We start from the raw sequence: 21697 nt of genomic DNA on the forward strand, positions 1-21697 counted from the left end.
AAATTTGCGAGGAAAGGACCTTTCATGGCGTTCAGGACCGACCACGCCGGTGGGCCGCCACCCGCTCCCGGGTCGCGCACCGCGTCGAACAGTACCGGCGCGGGCTTCCTCCGCCCAAGTGCGCGAAGGGCTTCCCACAGCCCGAAGCGGCACACAGCCCGCCCGGCGGCGCCTGCCGGTCGGCCAGCAGGACCGCGAGCGCCAGCGCGGACGACGTCACCAGCCACGCACCCCACGGTCCGTCATCGTCGGCGTCCACGTGCAGATGCCAGCCGAACCCGTCGGCGTGATCGGTCAGCCGCGGCGGATGCGCGTACCGGGCCAGCAGCCGGTTGAGCACTCCGGCCGCCTCCGCGACATCCCGCGCCGCGAACACCTCACGCAGCTCCCATGCCGCCTCGCGCAAGGACGTCAGGTCCGAAGGGCTCAGCTCCACGTCGGTCTCACCGTGCGCCGCCAGGACGGGACGGACCGTAGAAGCCGAGGGTTCGGGCGAGAGCAGGACCTCCAGCAGATCCACCGCCCGCTGCGCCGCCGCCCGCGCCGAACGCCCCGGCAGGAAATCCCGCTGCGCTGAAGTCATATCCCACTGTAACGTCTTTTTCATGAGAGGCCGTTACAGACTCGCCGTCTATCTCGCCGGGGCGACGATCGCCAGGACCGGCGACGAACTGTCCGGGCCGGCGCTGCTCCTGCTCGGCCTCGGCGTCGACGGCTCCGCCGCCACGGGGTCGGCACTGCTCGCGGGCCTGACGATCTCCGCGGCGGCGGGCGGGCCGCTGCTCGGCGCGCTGCTCGACCGCAGTCCCCGCCCGGGACGGCTGCTGGCGTGGGCGCTGCTGGCCTACGCGGGCGGACTCGGCGCGGTGCTCGCGCTCGTCGAAATCCCCGCGGCGATCGCGGTCGCCGTCGCGGCCGGGCTGCTCAACCCCGCGCTGGCCGGGGGCTGGACGGCCCAGCTGCCCGGCGTCCGCGGCACGACACCGCTGCCGAGGGCGAGCGCGCTGGACGCGATGACGTTCACCGCGGCGAGCCTCGCCGGACCGGGACTGGCCGGGCTCGTGACCGCTTACGCCGGTGCCCCGGCCGCGGTCGCCGTCGCGATCACCCTGGTCGTCGCGGCCTTCCCGGCCGCGTGGTCACTTCCCGCCGCCGAAGCCCGGCCGGGGAAGCCGATCCGGCGGCAGCTCGCCGCCGGCTTCGCCGTCCTGTTCCGCAATCGCGCGCTCCTGCGGGCGACAGCGACCTCCACGATGTCCTTCGTCGGCGTCGGGATGGCCGTGGTCTGCTACCCGCTGCTCGGCGCCCAACGGCTGGGGAACCCGGGGGCCGGCGCGCTCCTGCTCACCGTGCTGGCCGCCGCGTCCCTGGTCGCGAACGCCGTGCTGGCCCGCAGGCCGCCGCCACCGGACCGCACCGTGCTCGTCAGCACCGGCTTGCTGGGCGCGAGCTTCCTGCTCGCCGCCGCCGGGCACGACGTGGTGACCCTGCTGGCCGCCGCCGTCCTCGCCGGATTCGCCGAGGGACCGCAGCTTTCGGCGCTTTTCGCCATCCGGCATCGCGAAGCACCCGCCGAAGTGCGGGCTCAGGTTTTCACGACGGCGGCGAGCGTGAAGATCACCGGCCTCGCGGCGGGTGCCGCGGCCGCGGGGCCTTTGAGCGCACTCTCCGTAACCGCCGGGCTGAGCGCCGCGGCGGGCTGCCAGCTGCTCGCGGCTGCGACGTATGCCGTGGTCAGAACGTCCAGGCGGACTAGAACGCCATCGCCTGCGCGCGCCGCTTGACCTCGGTGCCGTGGCTGGTCCGGAGCGCGTTGACCGGGGTGGCCCCCGGCAGGGTCTCGTCCTCGGCGAAGAGCCAGCGCAGCATCTCCGTCCGCGTGAAGCCGGAGTCCGCGAGCACGGTGATGGTGCCCGCCAGGCCCTTGACCACGCCGTCCTTCACCAGGAAGGCGACCGGGACGTACAGCTCGCCCTTGCGCCGCACGGCGATCAGGTGACCGTCACGCAGCATCTGGCGGACCTTGTTGGCCGAAACGTTCAGCGCGGTCGCGACCTCCGGAAGCGGGAGAACGGCCACATCTGCATCGAGAACGTCGTCGGCGACGGGAATACCACTCACAGGTGACACTGTGCCACATTCCGTCTCCCGCTCCGTTAGTGCGCACGGGTGACGACTTCGCCATGACGGAGCGTGTCCGCTCAGTCACGCATACCGCCGATTCGACGAAATGCCGGAAATCGTGATCCTTGCCGGGCCAGGTCCCGTACACCAGAACATGGGCACTTCCGTACGATCCATAGCCGTGACACGCACGGACCCCACTCTGGTGGGCACTCTGCTCGAGGGCCGTTACCGGGTGGACAAGCTGCTCGCGCGCGGCGGGATGTCGTCGGTGTACCGCGGCGTCGACACCCGCCTGGACCGCCAGGTCGCCATCAAGATCATGGACCCGCGCTTCGCCGACGACAGGTCGTTCGTCGAGCGCTTCGAACGGGAGGCCCGCTCGGCGGCCCGGCTGCACCATCCGCACGTGGTGGCGGTGCACGACCAGGGCTTCGACACCCCCGGCGGGGAGGAGTCCGGCCGCGCCTTCCTGGTCATGGAACTCGTCGACGGCGGGACCCTGCGCGAGCTGCTCGCCGAACGCGGTCCGCTGGACGTCGCGCTCGCGCTGAGCATCGCCGAACCGGTGCTGTCCGCCCTCGCCGCGGCGCACGCGGCCGGACTGGTGCACCGCGACGTCAAACCGGAGAACGTGCTCATCGGCCGCGGCGGCACTGCGCTTTCGGGCGGCGTGGTCAAGGTGGGCGACTTCGGCCTGGTCCGCGCGATCGCGAGCGCGGGGACGACCAGTTCGAGCGTCATCCTCGGCACCGTCGCCTACGTCTCGCCCGAACAGGTCGCCACGGGTGCGACCACGTCCAGCGGCGACGTCTACTCCACCGGGATCCTGCTGTACGAGATGCTCACCGGCCGCGCGCCTTACACCGGCGACACGGCGATCTCGGTGGCGTACCGGCACGTCAACGACGACGTCCCGCGCCCGAGCGAACTCCGGCCGGGGATCCCGCCCGCGCTGGACGAGCTGATCCTGCGCGCCACCCGCCGCGACCCCGAGCAGCGCCCGTCCGACGCCGCGGTATTCCTCGCCGAGCTGAACCATCTGCGCACCGTCCTCGGCATCCCGGCGGTCCCGGTACCCGTGCCGCTGCCCGCCGACGCCGACCGGGAGACCGCCGCGGAGCGCACCACCCCCGGTATCCCGGCCGTCCCGGCGGTGAACCCCGCCATGGCGACCACCGTGCTGGCCCCGGTCGCCGAGGCGACCTTGCCGGTCACCGGCCCGCGCGGGACGCAGGCGCTGCACCGGGAACCGCAGTTCCCGCCCACCCCGCCGCCCGGCACCCAGCCGCCGCGCACTCCTCCCCCTCGGCCCAAACCGGCCGCGGACGACGAAGACCGGCCGCGGTCCCGCAAACGGCTCTACGTGATGATCGCGGCCGCGGTCCTGGTCCTCGGTGGCCTGATCGGCGCGTTCGCCTTCATCCTCAACGACTCCGCGCCGACGACGTCGTCGGTGCCGAAGCTGGCCGGGATGAACCAGGCCGCCGCCGGTGACGCGCTCCGGTCGGCGAAGCTGACCCCGGCCTACACCGAGGAGTACAGCGACACCGCCGCGCAGCACACGGTGATCCGGTCCGATCCGGCGGCGGGCGCGTCGGTCGCGCCGGGCACCACGGTCAACGTCGTGCTGTCGAAGGGCCGCCCGATCGTGCCGGACATCCAGGCCGGGACCAGCCAGCAGGACGCGGAGACGGCGATCAAGGCCGCGCAGCTGACCCCGGTCCAGGGCGAGCAGGAGTTCAGCGACGTCGCCAAGAACAAGGTGATCCGCGTCGACCCGGCTCCCGGTTCGCAGCTGAACATCGGCGGGCAGGTCACGATCATCCTGTCGAAGGGCCCCGAACCGCTGCCGCCGGTCCCGGACGTCACGGGCCAGGCCAAGGACGCCGCGTTCGCGATCCTCCAGCAAGCGGGCTTCCAGCCGTTCCAGGCAGGCGAGGAGTTCTCCGACCAGTTCGCCGCCGGCCAGGTGACCCGCACCGACCCCAAGGGCGGCGGCAAGGCGAGCAACCGCCGGATCGGGGTGTTCGTTTCGAACGCCGTCGAAGTACCGAACGTGACCTTCAAGCGGATGGAGGAGGCGATCCAGATCCTGCGTCAGGCCGGACTGGAAGCCGACCGTGAGGGTCGGGGAAACGGCAACGGCCACGGCGGCGGAAACGGCGGTTTCGACTTCGTCCTGCAGCAGGATCCGCAGCCGGGCACCAAGGTGCCGAAGGGCTCGAAAGTGCGGCTCAGGGGCTTCGGGTGACACAAAAGGTGCGGTGAAACCGTTCAGTACCGGCATGGTCATCGGATACCGTGAATCCCATGGTGGTCTTTGACGGCGTGAGGGGCGTTTCAGCCAGGTTCGCCCCACCCGGTCCGCGATGAGCTTCTTCACCGACGGTCCGCGAAGCCGCCCCCTGTTCCCGGTGCCGGAACAGGAGCTGTTCGGGTACAACGGCCGCCCCTGGGTGGATCCGCCGCACGAGTACATCGTCCCGGCGATCCTGCCCTGGTCGATGCCGCTGGGCCGCGCCGAGCGGACCATCGTGGCGCTGAGGGGTATCGAGGTGTGGCCGGAGTCGGTCACCTTCCAGCTGTCGGTGTACTCGCGGGATCTGCTGCTGGACGAACCCGGCGAAGGCCTGATCGACCACCGCCGGGTCCCGGACTACAACGCGCTGCTCGTCGGGGTGCTCTTCCCCGACGGCCGCCGGGCCAGCTCGGAGACCATCTCCGTGCCGTCGGCTTCGAAACCGGACCAGCCGGTGCTGCGCGCCCAGGGTCTGGGCGGGACGTCGTTCCACGTCGACCACGAGATCTTCCTGTGGCCGCTGCCGCCGGCCGGTCCGCTGGAGTTCGTCGTCCAGTGGCTCGACCGCGACATCGAGGAGACACGCACCGCGCTCGACGGCACCGCGATCCGCGACGCCGCGAAGGAGGCGGGCGAGATCTGGCCCGGCCTGCCCGCCCGCGAGGCGCACGGGCTGCCGGTCCGCCGGGTCGGGGCGCAGGCGATGATCACCCCCGCCTGGCCGCGCGAGTCGCAGGCCCCGCCTCCGCTGCCCCAGCCCCAGCGCCCGGCCTCGCCGCTGCCCGCCCAGGAGAAGGCGGACCGGCCGCGGCGGGGCGCGCCACTGCCGACCCGCCTGCCCCGCCGGGCCCGCTGACCCCCCTCACTGAACCCCTTCACCGGCGAGCTGAAGGACGCTTTCCCCCCATCTCACGCGGTGAAGGGCGCTTTCCCCGCATCGCATGCGGGGAAAGCGCCCTTCAGCCCCTTGCCGAAGCAGGAGGCGACCCTCAGCGGAACGCTTCGACGTTCGCCACGGCCCACTCCGCGTAGGTGACGCCAGGCCGCCCGGTGAGTTCCTGGACCACGCCCGTCGGCGTGTCCGGGTGCTCGGTGAAGTACGCGAATCCGTCGAGCAGCCATTTCGCGATCTCCGCCGGGATCCCGGCGTCGGTCCACTGCTTGTCCGCCTCCTCCCGGGTGAGTTCCTGGAAGGTGACCTCCTCGCCGAGCGCGGCGGAGATGGCGGCGACCTGTTCGCGCTGGCTGACCGCCTCGGGCCCGCTCAGGGTGTACTTCTCGCCGACGTGTCCCTCGGTCAGGATGACGTGCGCCGCGACCGCGGCGATGTCCCCGAGGTCGATCGGCGTCATCCGCGCCTCGGGGTAGGCCTCGCGGACCACCCGTTCGGCCTTGATCCGCTCCGCCCAGCCGAGCGTGTTGTTCATGAACGCCCCCGGGCGCAGGAACGTCCAGTCGAAAGCGGCCTCCCGGACCGCCTTTTCGATGATCGCGTAGGCCACCCCGCTCGAGTTCTCGACCGGGTCGTCGGCGTTGCTGCCCGACAGCGCCACCACCCTGCGCACTCCGGCCTCCTTCGCCAGCTTCACGAAGTCGTCCACCGTGTCCGCCAGCGGCGCCAGGTACACGGTCTCGATGCCCTTCAGCGCCTCGGGCAGCGTTTCCGGCTTCCCCAGATAGCCCTTGGCGACCTCCACCTGCTCCGGCAGCGCCGCCTTCGCCGGGTTGACGGTCAGCGCCCGCACCGGCGCCCCGGCCTTCACCAGCTCGTCGACCAGCAGCCTGCCGACGCTTCCGGTCGCACCGGTCACCAGGATCGTCACGATGCCCCACTCCTTATTCGTACGTCCTACGGGAATTGCCCAACCGTACCGCATACGAGAATGTAGAATCCAGCTTCACGGCCGAGTGGAGTGCGGATGGACTTCGAGCGCAGTCTCGAACTGTTGTGGCGTGACCGCGGCGATGCCCGGCAGCCGACCAGGGGGCGGAAACCGAAACTGACCCTCGACCAGGTGATCGCCACCGCCGTCGCCCTCGCCGACAGCGCGGGCGAGGCGACCGTGTCGATGAGCCAGATCGCCAAGGAACTCGGCGCCGGCACGATGACGCTCTACACCTACGTCCCCGGCAAGACGGAACTGCTCGACCTCATGGTGGACGCGGTCCTCGCCGAACGGGACCTTCCCGGCCCCGGCGCCCCCCGGCCGGACGGCTGGCGCGAGCAGATCCGGCTCTACGCCGAACGCACCGTGGCCGTGTTCCGGAAGCATCCGTGGCTGCGCTCGGCGTCGTCGGTGCGGCCGGTGCTGGGACCGGGACTGATGGCGGGGCAGGAGTACCTGATCGCGGCCGTCGCGGACATCGGGCTGCGGCCGCGCGAGGCGGCCGCGGCCGCGAACAGCGTCGAGATGTACGTCCAGGCGAACGCGGCGCTTTCGGCCGAGACGGCGCAGGTCGAACAGCGGACCGGGCAGTCGACCGACGCCTGGTGGGGGCAGCGGTCGGTGTTCTGGGAGAAGTACTTCGACGTCGAACGCCATCCGGCGATGACGCGGATGTGGGAGAGCGGCGGCTACGACGCGGACACCTGCGAAGCCGCCGACGAAGCCTTCACTTTCGGCCTCGAACGCATGCTGGACGGCATCGAAGCCCTCGTCACCCGCCGCATTTAGTCCTCTGGATGCGCTAGTTCGTACCGCCAACTACCGCATCCAGAGGACTAAATGCGGTAGGTGCGTGCGCAAGGATCGCGTTTAGCGGGCTAAACGCGGTCAGGAGACGGTGGGCAGGTCCGGCGCCGAGACGTCGAAGACCTTGCCCTCGCGGGTGAGGAGCGCGGCGAGCACCTTCGCCTTGCGTTCGGTGTCGGCCGAGGTCCCCCACCGCACCGTCTTCCCGTCGGCCAGGGTGAACTCGACGCTGCCGGGCGTCTTCGCCGTCGCCGTGGTGACCTGCTTCAGCAGCTGTTGCGGGATCACGCCGAGGACCCCGGTCACCGCACGGGTCACCGGGTCGTCCGCCGACACCGACATCAGCTTCAGCTCGGGCAGCCCCGCGAGCCGTTCCTTGACCGTCTTGAACACCACTCCCCCGCCGTCGACGAGGTGCACCCCGTCGCCGCCGGGGCCGCTGTCGAAGAACGCGATGGCCGCCCGTTCGGTCACGGTGATCTCGAGGGTGCCCGGCCAGGACCGGGAGACGTCGACGGTGGCGATCCCGGGCATCTGCGCCACCCGGTCGCGGATCTCGTCGGTGTCCAGGCGCAGCATCGGTTTCTGGTCCGGCACCGCCGCCGTGGCGCGGATCTGGTCCGCGGGCACGGAGTTCGCGCCGACGACGTCGACCTGCCGCACGCCCAGCATCGAGCTGAACCACAGCAGGTAGACGAGGGCGATGACGGTCAGCACCGAGAGCAGCGCGACCCACCGCCGCCGCATCTCCTTGCGCCGGACCGGCCGGGTGATCCGGCGACGATCCGGGGCGGACCGCCTGCCGCGCCGGGCCTTCGCCCCCTCGACCCGTTTGACCCGCTTGTCTCGTTCGGTACGCGGACGCCGACCGGGTTCGGCCGGGCGGCGGCGTTCCCCGGTCTGCGTCATGGCTGAAGCGTGCCTCCCGAACTGAGGTGGACAGGTTGGGTGAGGGTACGCGCGCGCGGTTCTTTTCGGCCGGAGGCCTCGGATTCGCGGAGGCGGGCCGCCGACCTGGCCTCGCGAGTGGACAGGCGATGCCGCGGCCCGGCTACGGGAATCCGAAAGCGCGCCTTGGGAGACATGGCTAGCCCGCCCGCCGGTCCAGTTCGGCCAGGATCTCCGGGCCGAGCTGCGTGACGTCGCCGGCGCCCATGGTCACCAGCAGGTCGCCGGGTTTGACCAGATCCGCCGCGAGCTTCGCCGCGACGTCGAACGCGGGCTGGTAGTGCACGGCGGGGCCGGAGATCTGGTCGGCGATGAGCGCGCCGCTCACGCCGGGTTCCGGCTCCTCGCGGGCACCGAACACGTCCAGCACGATGACCTCGTCGGCCAGCGACAGCGCGGTCGCGAACTCCTTCGAGAACGTCTTCGTGCGCGAGTACAGATGCGGCTGGAAGACCACGATGACCCGGCCGGAACCGGCAGCCGTCCGGACCGCGCGCAGCTGCGCGTCGACCTCGGTCGGGTGATGCGCGTAGTCGTCGTACACCCGGACGTCGCCGGAGCGGCCCTTGAACTCGAACCGGCGCCGGACACCGCCGAACGCGGCGAGCCCTTCGGCGAGGCCCTCGACCGGCGCGCCGAGTTCGATCCCGGCGAGCAGCGCGGCGATCGCGTTCAGCGCCATATGCTCACCCGGCACCGCGACGCGGAGGTCGATTTCCTTGCCCTGCAAGGAGATACGCACGACGCCACCTTCGGGGGCAGGCGTGTAGTCCAGCACCTTCGCGTCGTCCGCGCCGGTGACCGAACGGCCGTAGCGGCGGACGCGGATGCCGCGTTCCTCCGCCTGCGAGCCCAGTTTGTCCGCTCCCTCGTCGTCACCGCAGACGACGAGCAGCCCGCCCGGTTCGATCCGGCCGAGGAAGTCGGTGAACACCGAGACGTACGCCTCGGCCGTGCCGTGGTGGTCCAGGTGGTCCGGTTCGACGTTGGTCACCACGGCGACCGTCGGCGAGTAGGCCAGGAACGACCCGTCGCTCTCGTCGGCTTCGGCGACGAAGAGGCCACCCTCGCCGTGGTGGGCGTTCGCGCCCGACTCGTTGAGGTCGCCGCCGATGGCGAACGACGGGTCGAGCCGGCAGTGCTGCAGCGCGACGGTCAGCATCGACGTCGTCGACGTCTTGCCGTGCGTCCCGGCGATGCACGCGACGCGGTGGCCGCCCATCAGCCCGGCCAGCGCCTGCGCGCGGTGCAGGACGGTGATCCCGCGTTCCCGCGCGGCCGCCAGTTCCGGGTTGGTCTCCTTGATCGCGGTCGACACGATCACCGAGGACGGGCCCTCCGGGAACGCGTCGAGGTTCTCGGCGCGCTGGCCGATGGCGATCTCGGCGCCCTGGGCACGCAACGACAGGAACGCGCGCGACTCCTTCGCGTCGGACCCCGAGACCTGGGCCCCGCGGGCCAGCAGGATACGGGCGATGCCGCTCATCCCGGCGCCGCCGATCCCGATCAGGTGGGCACGCGTGAGCGTGTCCGGGAGGTTGTCAGGCACCGGCTACCTCCAGCACGATCTTGGCAAGGGTCTCGTCGGCCTGGCGGTGGCCGAGACCGACCGCGGCCGCACTCATCTTCGCGACCCTGTCGGCGTCGGCGACCAGCGGGATCACCAGCTCGGCGATCTTGGCGGCGGTGAGGTCGGCGTCGGTCACCATCAGCGCGGCACCCGCGTCGACCGCGGGCTGGGCGTTGCTCGCCTGTTCGCCGTTGCCGTAGGGCAGCGGGACGAACACCGCGGGCAGGCCCACGGAGGTGACCTCGGCGACGGTCATCGCGCCGGAGCGGCACAGCACCGCGTCGGCGGCGGCGTAGGCGAGGTCCATCCGCTCCAGGTACGGCACCGGGACGTACGCGGGCCTGCCGGGGAACTCCTGGACGACCAGCGTGTTCTTCGGGCCGTGGGCGTGCAGGACGCCGACACCGGCGTCCGCGAACTCCTTGGCCGCGGCCGAGACCGCGCCGTTGATCGACACCGCGCCCTGCGAACCGCCGAAGACCAGCAGCGTCGGGACATCCGGGTCGAGCCCGAAGAACTCCCGGGCCTCGGCACGCAGCGCGGCCCGGTCGAGCGAGGTGATGGAGTGACGCAGCGGGATGCCGACGACCTCGGCCTTCGGCAGCGGCGTCCCCGGGACGGCGACCGCGACGCGGGCGGCGAACCGCGCGCCGACCCGGTTCGCCAGGCCCGCCGCCTTGTTGGCCTCGTGCACGACGATCGGGGTGCGGCCGCGTGCGGCGAGGTACGCCGGGAGCGCGACATAGCCGCCGAAGCCGACGACGACGTCCGCGCCGACCCGGTCCAGGACGGCACGGGTGCGCTTGACCGCGTCGCGGACCTTCAGCGGCATCTTCAGCAGCTCAGGCGTCGGCTTGCGCGGCATCGGCACCGGCGGGATCAGCTCCAGCGGATAGCCACGCGCCGGGACGAGCTTGGTCTCCAGACCGCGCTCGGTCCCCAGCGCGATCACCTTCGCGTCGGGACGCAGGCGCATCACGGCGTCGGCGAGCGCGAGTGCTGGTTCGATGTGTCCTGCGGTGCCGCCCCCGGCGACCACGACCACCGGCGCTTTGCCCGCGGCGGATCTCTCGGCTCCCTTAACGGGGTTACTCACCTATGACCTCTCCGATTTGCGGTACCCCGTTTCGCGGTACCGCGGTTCACCGCCGTACGTGCGGCCGTCCTTCTGCCGGGTTCCCGCACCGAGCGGCGCCGCTCCTGGGCGGGCGAAGGCCTCGCCGTCCTCGGCGCGGGCCTCGCCGCCTTGGCGGCGCCTCCCCTGGCCGCGGCGCCCTTGCGCTTGGCGGGCGGGCGGTACGGGTCGGGCGCGGGAAGCCTCAGCAGGCGTCCGAATTTACCCGGCCCCTGCGAACGCAGTGCGGCCACCGCCTCCGGTTCGTGCCGGGCGGCGTTGGCCAGGACGCCCATGATGAGCATGGTGATCACCAGCGACGTCCCGCCGTAGGAGATCAGCGGCAGCGTGACCCCGGTGACCGGCAGCAGGCCGACCACGTAGCCGATGTTGATCCCCGCCTGCGCGACCAGGAAGACGGTCAGCGTGCCCGCCACGATGCGGATCCACGGGTCGAGGTTGCGGGCCGCGATCCGCAGCCCCACGATGGCGACCCCGGCGAACAGCGCCAGCACCACCACACAGCCGATGAAGCCGAGTTCCTCACCGATCAGGGCGAAGATGAAGTCGTTCTGCACGTTCGGCAGATAGCCCCAGTTGGACTGGCCCTGCCCGAGTCCCTTGCCGAAGAGCCCGCCGTCGGCGAGCGCGAGTTTCGCCTGGTTGGCCTGGAAACCGTCGGCGCTGGTGTCCGGGTCGCCGGAGACGAACGACATGACCCGCCGCAGCCGGTACGGGGCGATGATGGCGAGCACCAGCACCCCGACGAGCCCGCCGGCGAGGATCACGCCGAACAGCCGTTTCGGCGCGCCCGCGAACCACAGCAGGGCCAGCAGCACCACCGCCAGCGTGATCGTGCCGCCGAGGTCCGGCTGCATCATGACCAGCGCGAACATCAGCAGCGCGATCGGCACCACCGGGACGAGCAGATGCCGCCACTGGTTGATGATGTTGTACTTGATCACCAGGATGTGCGCGCCCCAGAAGGCGAGCGCGAGCTTGGCCGCCTCGACCGGCTGGAAGGCGAACCCGCCGAACATGAACCAGCCCTGCGAGCCGTTGACGGTGGATCCCAGCGGGGTCAGCACCAGCGTGAGCAGGCCGAGGCAGACGACGGTCATCGTCGCCGAAAGACGCCGGACGCGTTCCAGCGGGATCCGCAGGCCGACCCAGAACACCACAGAGCCGATGGCGACGAACAGGATGTGCTTGCTGAACTGCGCGTAGACGCCGCTGCCGGTCTTCGGGTTGTACGAAGCGACCGACGACGCCGAAAGCACCATCACGATGCCGATCACGGTCAGCACGCCGGTGAGCGCCAGTACCAGGTGGAACGAGGCGAGCGGCCGCGAAAGCCAGGCCGTCAGCGCGGTGCGGAAGGCGACGAACGGGCTTTCCTTGCGTTCACGGGACTTGCGCTGCCGTGGCGCCGGCTGGCCCTTTTTCTCCTCAACCGCCGTCACTGGTCTCCCCCGCACCGTCGCGCAGGACACGGACCGCACGGGCGAACGCGTCGCCGCGCTCGCCATAGGAGCGGTACATGTCCAACGACGCCGCGGCGGGGGCCAGCAGCACCACATCTCCAGGGCGCGCCAGGGCGCGGGCCGCCTTCACCGCCGCAGTCATGGTGTCATCGTCACCCGAAGGGAGGCTGTTGACCGGGACATCCGGCGCGTGTCGCGCAACAGCGGCGGCGATCACGGGTGAATCAACGCCGAACAGGACGACTCCGCGCAGTCTTCCCGCGATCGAGCCGACCAGTTCGTCCACCGAGGCGCCCTTGAGCTGGCCCCCGGCGATCCAGACGACGGAGAGATGCGCGCGCAGCGAACCACTCGCCGCGTGCGGGTTGGTGGCCTTGGAGTCATTGATGTACCGGACGCCGTCGATCTCGCCGATCTCCTCGGCCCGGTGCGGGGCGGGGCGGTACTCCCGCAGGCCCTTGGCGACGTCCTCGCCGGTGACGCCGTACGCGCGGGCCAGCGCCGCCGCGGCGAGCGCGTTGGCGACGTTGTGCGGACCGGCGGGGCGCACGTCGGCCAGGGTGCCGAGTTCGTCGGCGGTGGTCGCCGGGTCGGCGACGAAGGCGCGGTCGACCAGCAGATCCTCGACGATCCCGAGTTCACCGGGGCGCGGGGTGTCCATGCCGAAGGCGACGCGGCGGGCGCCGTCGGGCGCGTACTCGTCGGCGAGCCGGACGGACCACTCCTCGCCGATGTTGTGCACCACGTTCGCCGAATGGGCGTGGATGCGGCCCTTCGCGGCCGCGTACTCGGCCATCGAGCCATGCCAGTCGAGGTGGTCCTCGGCCAGGTTCAGCACCACCGAGGCGAGCGGAGCCAGCGTCGACGACCAGTGCAGCTGGAAGCTCGACAGCTCGACGGCGAGCACCTCGTGCCCGGCCCGCACCGCGTCGAGTACCGCGAAACCGACGTTCCCGCAGGCCACGGCGTCGACCCCGGCGGTGCGCAGGATCGACTCCAGCATCCCGACCGTGGTGGTCTTGCCGTTGGTCCCGGTGATCGCGAGCCAGACCGGCGGCTTGTCGCGCAGCTGCCCGACCCGCCACGCCAGCTCGACGTCGCCGATCACCTCGATCCCCGCCTCGGCCGCCGCCACCAGCAACGGCGACGTCGGTTTCCAGCCGGGACTGGTCACGACCAGCTCGACGCCTTCGGGCGGCTCCGTCAGGCCCGGCACGAGTTCCGCACCGAGCCCTTCGAGTTCCGCCAGCCGTCCGGCGTTGCCGTCGGTGACGGTGATCCGCGCCCCCAGGTCCTTCAGGACGGGGACGATGGACGTGCCGGTGACCCCGGCTCCGGCGACGAGGACGTGACGCCCGGCGAGCTCCACCGCTTAACCCCCGAGGCCGAGTTGCTCGCTGTAGAACAGGCCGAGACCGAACATGCAGCAGATGGCCGAGAGCAGCCAGAACCGGATGATGACCGTGGTCTCGGCCCAGCCCGCGAGTTCGAAGTGGTGATGGAACGGGGCCATCCGGAACAGCCGTCGCCGGGTCGTCCGGAACACCGCGATCTGCGCGACCACCGAGATCATCTCGACCATGAACAGACCGCCGATGACGATGGCGAGCAGTTCGGTGCGGGTGGTCATCGACAGGCCGGCGACGAGGCCACCGAGCGCGAGCGAACCGGTGTCGCCCATGAAGATCTTCGCCGGGGCGGCGTTCCACCAGAGGAAACCGACGCAGGCGCCGGTCGCCGCGGCGGCCACCACGGCCAGGTCCAGCGGGTCACGGACGTCGTAGCAGGCGGCCTGCGGGGTGACCGCGCACGAGAGGCGGGTCTGCCAGAAGGCGATGACGACGTAGGTCGCCAGCACCATCGCCGCGGTGCCGCCGGCGAGACCGTCGAGGCCGTCGGTGAAGTTCACCGCGTTCGACCAGCCCGAGATGACGACGTAGCAGAAGATCACGAAGAACACCGACGGGAAGGTGATCAGCGCGAGGTCCCGCACGTAGGACAGGCTCTCCGACGCCGGGGTGAGCCCGCGTTCGTCGGCGAACTGCAGCGCCAGGATCGCGAAACCGATCGTGACCACCAGCTGGCCGACCAGCTTCGCGGTCTTGTTCAGCCCGAGGTTGCGCTGCTTGCGGATCTTGATGAAGTCGTCGAGGAACCCGACGATCCCGAGGCCGACGGCCAGCCCGAGCACCAGCAGCCCCGAAGCGGACGGGCCGCCGGTGCCGTTGCCGCCGCTGAGCGAGCTGATCAGATGGGCCACGAAATACCCGACGACCATCGCGACGATGATCGCGACACCGCCCATCGTCGGGGTACCGCGCTTGGATTTGTGTCCCTGCGGTCCTTCCTCCCGGATCTCCTGGCCGAAGCCCTGCCGGGAGAAGACCCGGATCAGATAGGGAGTGAGGAGGATGGAGACCAGCAGGCCCGCCGCGGCCGCGATCAGGATGCTGATCACGCGTCACCACCGTTCGAGCGTTCTTGGGAGGGGGAAGGGGGTACTGCAGGGGATTCAGCGTTCGTTTCGGGGGAGGCGAGCAGGGCATCGGCCACCCGCCACAGCGCGGCGGACTTGGACGCCTTCACCAGCACGATGTCGCCCGCGCGGAGCTGATCATGCAGCAGGGCGACGGCGGCCTCGACGTCGGGTACCAGTACCGACTCCTCGCCCCAGGAACCCTCCTGGTGCGCGCCCTGGTGCATGGCCGCGGCGGCCTCACCGACGACCACGAGCTTGTCGATGTTGAGCCGGACGACGAGCCTGCCGATGCCGTCGTGCGCCTCGACCGCGTCGTCGCCGAGGTCGGCCATCACGCCGAGCACGGCCCAAGACCGGCGCTCCGTGCTCATCGACGCGAGCGCCTTGAGCGCGGCACGCACCGACTCGGGGTTGGCGTTGAACGAGTCGTTGAGCACCGTGACGCCGTCGGGCCGGGTGGTGACCTCCATCCGGCGTCCCGAGCGCTGCTCGAGGCCCGACAGGCGGGCCGCGATCTCCTCGGTCGTCGAACCCAGTTCCAGTGCCACCGCGGCGGCGCTGAGCACGTTGCCGACGTGGTGCTCGCCGTACAACGGGAGCTTCACCGGCGCCTCGCCGGACGGGGTCACCAGGCGGAACGACGCCCGCGCCTCCTCGTCGAGGGTGACGTCCACGGCGCGGACGTGCGCGGACGCGCTCTCGCCGACGTACACCACCCGCGCCTTCGTGCGGCTCGCCATGGCGGCGACCAGCGGGTCGTCGATGTTCAGGATCGCGACGCCGCCGTCTTCCGCGCTCGGCAGCGCCTCGACGAGTTCACCCTTGGCCTTGGCGATGCCCTCACGGGAGCCGAACTCGCCGACGTGCGCGGTGCCGACGTTCAGCACGGCCCCGATCCGCGGCGGCGCGATGGCGGCCAGCTCGGCGATGTGGCCGTGCCCGCGGGTGGACAGCTCCAGCACGAGGTGCCGGGTGGAGGCGTCGGCCCGCAGCGCCGTCCAGGGGTGGCCCAGTTCGTTGTTGAACGACCCCGGCGGCGCGACCGTCGGGCCGAGCGGCTCCAGCAGCTGGGCGATGACGTCCTTGGTGGAGGTCTTGCCCGAGGAGCCGGTGACGCCGACGACGGACAGGTGGTCCCCGGACAGCTTCTCGACCACGTGCCGGGCGAGTTTGGCCAGCGCGGCCAGTACCGCGGCGCCCGCCCCGTCCTTGTCGGCGACCAGCGCGAACGCGCGATCGTGCGCGGTACCGGCGGGCAGCGGCGGCACGATCACGGCCGGGGCGTCGACCTCACGGCCCGCGAGCACCGCGACGGCGCCGGCCTCGACGGCCTTCGCGGCGAGGTCATGGCCGTCGACCCGCGCGCCGGGCAGCGCGACGAACAGTCCACCGGGGGTCAGCTCGCGGGTGTCGAATTCGACGCTCCCGGTGACCTCGGCGGTGCCGTCGGTCCGGTGCAGCCTGCCGCCGACGATGTCGGCGATCTCGGCCAGGCTGAGCACGATCACGGTGTCTCCAGACGTCTGCGGATGGCGGAGGCGAGTTCGTCCCGGTCGGAGAACGGGTGCACGACACCCTGGACCTCCTGGCCGGTCTCATGGCCCTTGCCCGCGATGAGCACGATGTCGCCGGGCCGGGCGAGTTCGACGGCGTGGACGATGGCCTCACGGCGGTCGGCGATCTCGAGGATCTCGCCGCCCAGCGCCGGTCCGGCGTTGCGGGCCCCGGCCAGCATGGCCGCCCGGATCGCGGCCGGATCCTCCGAGCGCGGGTTGTCGTCGGTCACGATCAGCACCTCGCTGCGCCGGACCGCCGCCTCGCCCATCATCGGGCGCTTCGCGGTGTCACGGTCGCCGCCGCAGCCGAGGACGGTGATGATCCGGCCCTCGGTGCGGGCGCGCAGCGCGTCGAGCCCCTGCGCGACCGCGGCGGGCTTGTGCGCGTAGTCGACCACCGCGGTGAACGGCTGGCCGAGATAGACCCGCTCCATCCGGCCCGGCACCTCGACCGCGGCGAGCCCGGCGACGATGGCGTCGAGCGGGACACCGGCGGTGGTGAGGATCGCGGCCGCGAGCACCGCGTTCGCCACGTTGAACTCGCCAGGCAGCGGGATCTTCGCCGAAGCGGCGAGGCCCTCGGGTCCGTGGAGGGTGAAGGTCTGCTCTCCCGCAGGGGTGGGCGTGAGGTCGGTGGCGCGCCACTGCGCGTCCGAGCCCGGCTCGGTGGAGACGGTCACCGTGTGCGGGGTCAGGAGGGCGTGGCCCCAGGCGCTGTCGACGACGACCACCTCGGCGGTGGAGCGGCCGTCGAACAGCAGCGACTTGGCGGCGAAGTACTCCTCCATGTCCTTGTGGAAGTCCAGGTGGTCCTGGGAAAGGTTGGTGAAGGCGCCGACCGCGAAACGCGTGCCGTTGACCCGGCCCAGTGCCAGCGCGTGGCTGGAGACCTCCATCGGGACGTGCGTGACGCCGCGCTCCACCATCACCGCGAAGAGCGCCTGCAGATCCGGCGCCTCGGGGGTGGTGAACCCGCTGGCCAGCCGCTCGCCCGCGATGCGGGTCTCGACCGTGCCGATCAGGCCGGTGGTGAGCCCGGCCGCCTTGAGGCCGGCGTCGACCAGATACGACGTCGTGGTCTTGCCGGACGTCCCGGTGATCCCGAGGACCGACAGCTCCAGCGACGGTTCGCCGTAGATCCAGGCCGCGATCTCGCCGAGGGCGGCACGCGGGTCGGGGTGCACGAGGATCGGCACGCCCGCGTCACGGAGCACCGGGCGCTCGGCACCGGCCTCGTCGGTGAGCACGGCGGCCGCGCCGGCGGCGATGGCCTGGTCGCTGAAGTCCGCGCCGTGGGCGCGGGCACCGGGAAGCGCGGCGAAGAGGTCACCGGGGAGGACGTGCTGCGCGCGCAGCGTGCTGCCCGTGACCGTCAGCTCGGCCGCGGCCGGGTAGTCGTCGCCGTCCACCACGAGCCGCGCGCCCGCCCTGGCGAGCAGCGTGCCCAGCGGCATCGGCTCGATCCTGGCCGGACGAGGGGGCGCGGAGACGGCCTTGACCGGGCTGTCCGGGACCTGGGCAGCCGTCGCGCCGGACCCGCTTTCGACGGCGGGACCGCTGCGGGGATCTGAAGTAGGCACCGACACAGCCAAGGAGGTTACCGGCGTGGCATTCGGGTGACGGAAGCGGTGCGGTGTGTGCGCGAGGTGATCATGCCCGTGGTAATGGGTTTCGAGAGCTCTCCTTGGCACGCAAGGGCTTCCGACTGTCGCTTGAGGACGATCATGGCCTCGTGAGTGGTAATGACGGTTAGAACCGTCATTACCACTCACGAGGCTCCTGGACAGTCAGGAAAGGATCAGCGGCACTTGAGGCGTCGGGCCGTCCGAAAGCGGGATCTGGAACCGCTGCGCCAGGTAGGCGGCCACCGAGTGGAACAGCGGCGCTGCCGAGCCCCCGCCCGGCAGCGAGGTGTCCGGCGCGTCGAGCCGGATGCCGACCACGAACCGCGGCTTGTCGGCGGGCAGGATCCCGGCGAAGGTGATGTTGTACAGATGGTTGCTGTAGGTCTTCGTCTGCGGGTCGACCTGCTGGCCGGTGCCCGTCTTGCCCGAGACCTGGTAGCCCTCCAGCGCCGCCTTCGGTCCGGTGCCGCTCTGCAGCCCTCGGCCGCTCTGCACCACCGCGCGCATCATGTCGCGGACGGTCTTCGCCGCCTGCGGGCTGATGACCTGCACGGTCTTCGGCGCCGGTTCGGGAACGACGGTCCCGTCCGGATTGACCTTCGCCTTGACCACCCGCGGTTCCACGCGCAGCCCGTCGTTCGCGATGGCCTGGTACATCCCGGCCATCTGCACGACGGTCATCGAAAGACCCTGCCCGATCGGCAGGTTGCCGAACGTCGTGGCGTACCACTGGTTGAGCGGCGGTACGAAACCCGGGCTCTCACCGGGCAGGCCGAGACCGGTGCGCTGGCCGAGACCGAACTTCTTGAGCAGCTCGGCGTAGCGGTCTTTGCCGAGCTTCTGTGCCAGCAACAGGGTTCCGACGTTCGACGACTTCGCGAAGATGCCGGTGGTGGTGAACTGCTGCGTGCCGTGGATCCAGGCGTCCTTGACGATCTTGTCCGCGACCTGCAGCGAACCCGGCACCGGGAGCGACGCCTCCGGCGTGGTGATGCCGTCGTCGATCGCGCCCGCGGCGGTGACGATCTTGTTCACCGAACCGGGTTCGAACGGCGTGGTCACCGCGCGGTTGTTCAGGTTCTCGGTCTCGCTGCGCGAAGCCGGGTCGTTGAGGTTGACCGTCTTGTCGTTGGCCAGCGCGTAGACCTCGCCGGTCTTCGAGTCCATGATGACCGCTTGGCCGCCCTTGGCCCGCGACTTGACGACGTACTCGCTCAGCTGCCGCTGCAGTTCGTACTGCAGGTCGGTGTCGATCGTCAGCTGCAGATCCGAACCGGGGACGGCGTTCTGGATGTCCCGTTCGGTCCCGGGGATGACAAGGTTGTCGTTGCCGTTCCGGGTGTTGACGATCTTGCGGCCCGGGGTTCCGGCGAGGTCGTTGTCCCGCGAGGCTTCGAGGCCGTAGCCACCGTGCAGGTTGTGCTTGGAGATGTCCTTCTCGTCGGTACGCCAGTTCGCGTAGCCGATGATGTTCGCCCCCACCGAGTCGCCGGGGTACTCCCGCTTCGAGCGCTTCTCGACGGTGATCCACGGATACGCCTTGACGATCGACTCGGCGACCGACGGTTCGATGTCATGGACCAGGTAGGTGAACCCGTCCGGCTTGTGGAACTTGTCCAGCAGCTCCTGCTCGGTGATCACCCCCGGCAGCTTGGCCGCGATCAGCTTCGACGCGCCCGCGACCTCGGACTCGAAGTTCTTGCCCTTGGCCGGATTCTTCGCGGCGAACTCGTCCATCGTCTTGCGCAGCCAGTTCAGGCTCACCGCGAGCGTCCGCACCTCGATGCTGAACGCGATCTTCGTTCCGTTGCGGTCCATGATGGACCCGCGCTGCGCGGGACTTTCGATCACCGACGCCCGCTGCCGTTCCGCGGCCTCGGACAGCGCGCCCGCCTCGAACCACTGCACCTGCACCAGTTTGAGGCCGGCGAGCACCATCACGATGATCAGCAGGATGCGCACCCCGGTGAACCGGCTCGGATGTCCCCCGTTGCCCCGCCGGGCGGTGGCACGGCGAGTCCCGGCGGCGTAGGTCCGCCGCGCGCTTCCCGCCGACCGCGCCCGGGCCTGCGCCGGACGGCCGGGTGACATCACTGACCTCCCTGTGCCTGGGTTTCCGCGTTCGGGTGCGGGACCGCGGGCTGGTCGCCCTCGATCACGCCGTTCTGGGTGCCCTCGGCGGGCGGCACCGCTCCGGCGGGCGGCGCGGGAACGGTTTCCCCTTCCGCCTTCTTCGGTTCACCGACCACAGTGGACTGTCCATCCGGGCCGACCACGATGTGTGCGGGGTCGCCACCGGGCACCATGCCCAGTTCCCTGGCCTTGGGTGCCAGTGAAGCGGGTGACTCGGCCTTCGCGACCTCGCGCTGCAGCCGTTCCTTCGCCTCGGCGAGCCCGGCGTTGGCCGTGCGCAGCTGTTCGAGCCGGTACGAGTCGGCGATGGCCTGCGTGGTGAGCCACAGCGTGCACGCCACGCCGACGGCCAGCATGCCCATCATCATCAGCACGAACGACGCGCGCGAGCGCGGCCAGCGCAGCTTGAGCTTCTTGGGCGGCTCTTCCTTGCCCGTGCCACCTTCTGCGTCGGGACGGTTGCGCCGCTGGCCGCGCTGCAGCAGGTCGGCGCGCTGGGCGCGACGGGCGTAGGCGCGTTCGGCCGCCGACGTCCGGCCGCGGGAGGCGCGACCGGGCGTCCCGGTTTCGGGTGCGGCGGTGTCCGGTGCCTCGTCGACCGTGCTGGTCGCGCGGGCACGCCGTCCGGGCGCCGGTGCACCCCGGCGGCCGCGGGACTTCGCGGGAGCGGTCATCGTGCTCGGTCTCCGATCCGTTCGGCGGCTCGCAGCCGCACGGAGGCGGCCCGTGGGTTCTGTTCGGTCTCCGCCTCGCCGGCCTTCTCGGCCCCTCTGGTGAGCAGTTTCAGTTCCGGGCCGTGACCCGGGAGTTCCACCGGAAGCCCTTCGGGCGTCCGGGATTTCGCCAGTTCCGCGAAGGCCTGCTTGACCAGCCGGTCCTCAAGGGACTGATAGGACTCCACGACGATGCGGCCGCCGACGGCGAGCGAGGCCAGCGCCCGCGGCATCGCCCGCCGCAGCACCTCGAGTTCGCCGTTGACCTCGATCCGCAACGCCTGGAAAGTGCGCTTCGCCGGATGCCCGCCGGTGCGCCTGCTGGCCGCGGGAACCGCGTCGTACAACAGTTCCACCAGCCGCCCGCTGCGCGTGAAGGGTTCCTTCTCCCGTGCCGCCATGACGGCTTTGACGATCCGCTGGGCGAACCGTTCCTCGCCGTAGTCGCGCAGGATCCGGATCAGCTCGCCCGGCGCGTAGGTGTTGAGCACGTCGGCGGCGGTGATCCCGGTGGTCGGGTCCATCCGCATGTCGAGCGGGGAGTCCTTGGAGTAGGCGAAACCGCGTTCGGCCCGGTCCAGCTGCATCGAAGAGACGCCGAGGTCGAACAGGATCCCGTCCACTCTGGACAGTCCGAGGCCTTCCAGCGCGGACGGCATCTCGTCGTAGACGGCGTGCACGAAGTCGACGCGATCCCCATGCTGCGCAAGCCGTCGCGCGGAAAGTTCCAGCGCGTTGGGGTCACGGTCGAGTGCGACCAGCCGCAGGGAGGGAAAGGCGGTGAGCAGCGCGTCGGAATGACCGCCGAGTCCGACGGTCGCGTCGACCAGCACGGCCTCGCGGTCGGAGAAGACCGGTGCGAACAGTTCGACGATGCGGTCCAGCAGCACCGGAACGTGCTCGTGTTCGTCTGCCATGTCTTCCCCCCTTTCCTGTCATGCCGGGGAAGATGCCGG

The 21697-nt window shown here is 70.9% G+C and carries 18 protein-coding genes; 4 read left to right on the plus strand and 14 right to left on the minus strand.

Translation table 11 applies throughout. The features are described from left to right. Nucleotides 1–31: 31 nt before the first annotated feature. On the minus strand, nt 32–583 hold the full coding sequence (locus tag L324_RS04310; protein WP_051173608.1) for a CGNR zinc finger domain-containing protein: 552 nt from the start codon (nt 581–583) through the stop codon (nt 32–34). Nucleotides 584–605: 22 nt separating this feature from the next. Here L324_RS04310 and L324_RS04315 point away from each other — a divergent pair, with 22 nt between their 5' ends. Beyond that, nucleotides 606–1784 (plus strand): MFS transporter, encoded by a 1179-nt coding sequence (locus tag L324_RS04315; RefSeq protein WP_037304257.1) that lies wholly within the window; start codon nt 606–608, stop codon nt 1782–1784. On the opposite strand, the gene L324_RS04320 is transcribed toward L324_RS04315, so the two are convergent. Next, nucleotides 1753–2121 (minus strand): Rv2175c family DNA-binding protein, encoded by a 369-nt coding sequence (locus L324_RS04320; protein ID WP_037304258.1) that lies wholly within the window; start codon nt 2119–2121, stop codon nt 1753–1755. The genes L324_RS04315 and L324_RS04320 overlap by 32 nt on opposite strands. A 184-nt stretch (nt 2122–2305) precedes the next feature. On the opposite strand from L324_RS04320, the gene L324_RS04325 reads away from it, so the two are divergent. Both L324_RS04325 and L324_RS04330 read left to right on the plus strand, forming a co-directional pair. Beyond that, entirely contained in the window at nt 2306–4378 is a 2073-nt protein-coding gene (locus tag L324_RS04325; protein ID WP_037304260.1) for a PASTA domain-containing protein, read from the plus strand. Between the two features lie 118 nt (nt 4379–4496). Continuing rightward, nucleotides 4497–5282, plus strand: coding sequence for a hypothetical protein (locus L324_RS04330; protein WP_037304261.1), 786 nt, complete (start codon nt 4497–4499; stop codon nt 5280–5282). Between the two features lie 133 nt (nt 5283–5415). Here the strand turns inward: L324_RS04330 and L324_RS04335 are convergent, their stop codons facing one another. After that, complete coding sequence (locus L324_RS04335; protein ID WP_037304262.1) at nt 5416–6249, minus strand: NAD(P)H-binding protein; 834 nt, start codon at nt 6247–6249, stop codon at nt 5416–5418. 96 nt (nt 6250–6345) lie between these two features. Between L324_RS04335 and L324_RS04340 the strand changes: the two genes are divergently transcribed. Next, nucleotides 6346–7101, plus strand: a complete 756-nt coding sequence (locus L324_RS04340) for a TetR/AcrR family transcriptional regulator (protein ID WP_037304263.1) — start codon at nt 6346–6348, stop codon at nt 7099–7101. A 99-nt stretch (nt 7102–7200) separates the two neighbouring features. Here the strand turns inward: L324_RS04340 and L324_RS04345 are convergent, their stop codons facing one another. From L324_RS04345 to rsmH, 11 genes are all read right to left on the minus strand, one after another. Further along, nucleotides 7201–8028, minus strand: coding sequence for a cell division protein FtsQ/DivIB (locus L324_RS04345; RefSeq protein ID WP_037304265.1), 828 nt, complete (start codon nt 8026–8028; stop codon nt 7201–7203). 178 nt (nt 8029–8206) lie between these two features. After that, a complete protein-coding gene (murC, locus tag L324_RS04350; RefSeq protein WP_037304268.1) occupies nt 8207–9616 on the minus strand; it encodes a UDP-N-acetylmuramate--L-alanine ligase in 1410 nt (469 codons plus the stop codon). Then, nucleotides 9609–10733: an undecaprenyldiphospho-muramoylpentapeptide beta-N-acetylglucosaminyltransferase gene (gene murG, locus L324_RS04355; RefSeq protein ID WP_037304270.1), complete on the minus strand. Its 1125-nt coding sequence runs from the start codon at nt 10731–10733 to the stop codon at nt 9609–9611. The genes murC and murG overlap by 8 nt, the downstream gene beginning before the upstream one ends. After that, entirely contained in the window at nt 10730–12214 is a 1485-nt protein-coding gene (gene ftsW / locus L324_RS04360; protein ID WP_037304272.1) for a putative lipid II flippase FtsW, read from the minus strand. The genes murG and ftsW overlap by 4 nt, the downstream gene beginning before the upstream one ends. Continuing rightward, nucleotides 12201–13604: a UDP-N-acetylmuramoyl-L-alanine--D-glutamate ligase gene (murD, locus tag L324_RS04365; protein WP_037304274.1), complete on the minus strand. Its 1404-nt coding sequence runs from the start codon at nt 13602–13604 to the stop codon at nt 12201–12203. The genes ftsW and murD overlap by 14 nt, the downstream gene beginning before the upstream one ends. A 3-nt stretch (nt 13605–13607) precedes the next feature. Continuing rightward, nucleotides 13608–14693 (minus strand): phospho-N-acetylmuramoyl-pentapeptide-transferase, encoded by a 1086-nt coding sequence (mraY, locus tag L324_RS04370; protein ID WP_037304276.1) that lies wholly within the window; start codon nt 14691–14693, stop codon nt 13608–13610. Next, nucleotides 14690–16222, minus strand: a complete 1533-nt coding sequence (locus L324_RS04375) for a UDP-N-acetylmuramoyl-tripeptide--D-alanyl-D-alanine ligase (protein WP_037304278.1) — start codon at nt 16220–16222, stop codon at nt 14690–14692. Before L324_RS04375 ends, mraY begins: the two co-directional genes overlap by 4 nt. Continuing rightward, complete coding sequence (locus L324_RS04380; protein ID WP_037304279.1) at nt 16219–17724, minus strand: UDP-N-acetylmuramoyl-L-alanyl-D-glutamate--2,6-diaminopimelate ligase; 1506 nt, start codon at nt 17722–17724, stop codon at nt 16219–16221. Before L324_RS04380 ends, L324_RS04375 begins: the two co-directional genes overlap by 4 nt. Before the next feature lie 333 nt (nt 17725–18057). After that, nucleotides 18058–19986 carry a peptidoglycan D,D-transpeptidase FtsI family protein gene (locus tag L324_RS04385; RefSeq protein WP_037304280.1) on the minus strand — a complete coding sequence of 643 codons (1929 nt, stop codon included), beginning with the start codon at nt 19984–19986 and terminating at the stop codon, nt 18058–18060. Next, nucleotides 19986–20702, minus strand: a complete 717-nt coding sequence (ftsL, locus tag L324_RS04390) for a cell division protein FtsL (protein ID WP_037304281.1) — start codon at nt 20700–20702, stop codon at nt 19986–19988. Before ftsL ends, L324_RS04385 begins: the two co-directional genes overlap by 1 nt. After that, entirely contained in the window at nt 20699–21658 is a 960-nt protein-coding gene (gene rsmH, locus L324_RS04395; RefSeq protein WP_037304282.1) for a 16S rRNA (cytosine(1402)-N(4))-methyltransferase RsmH, read from the minus strand. Before rsmH ends, ftsL begins: the two co-directional genes overlap by 4 nt. Between the last annotated feature and the right edge of the window lie 39 nt (nt 21659–21697).

The sequence above is a fragment of the Amycolatopsis orientalis DSM 40040 = KCTC 9412 genome (assembly GCF_000478275.1).
Classification (GTDB): Bacteria; Actinomycetota; Actinomycetes; order Mycobacteriales; family Pseudonocardiaceae; genus Amycolatopsis; species Amycolatopsis orientalis.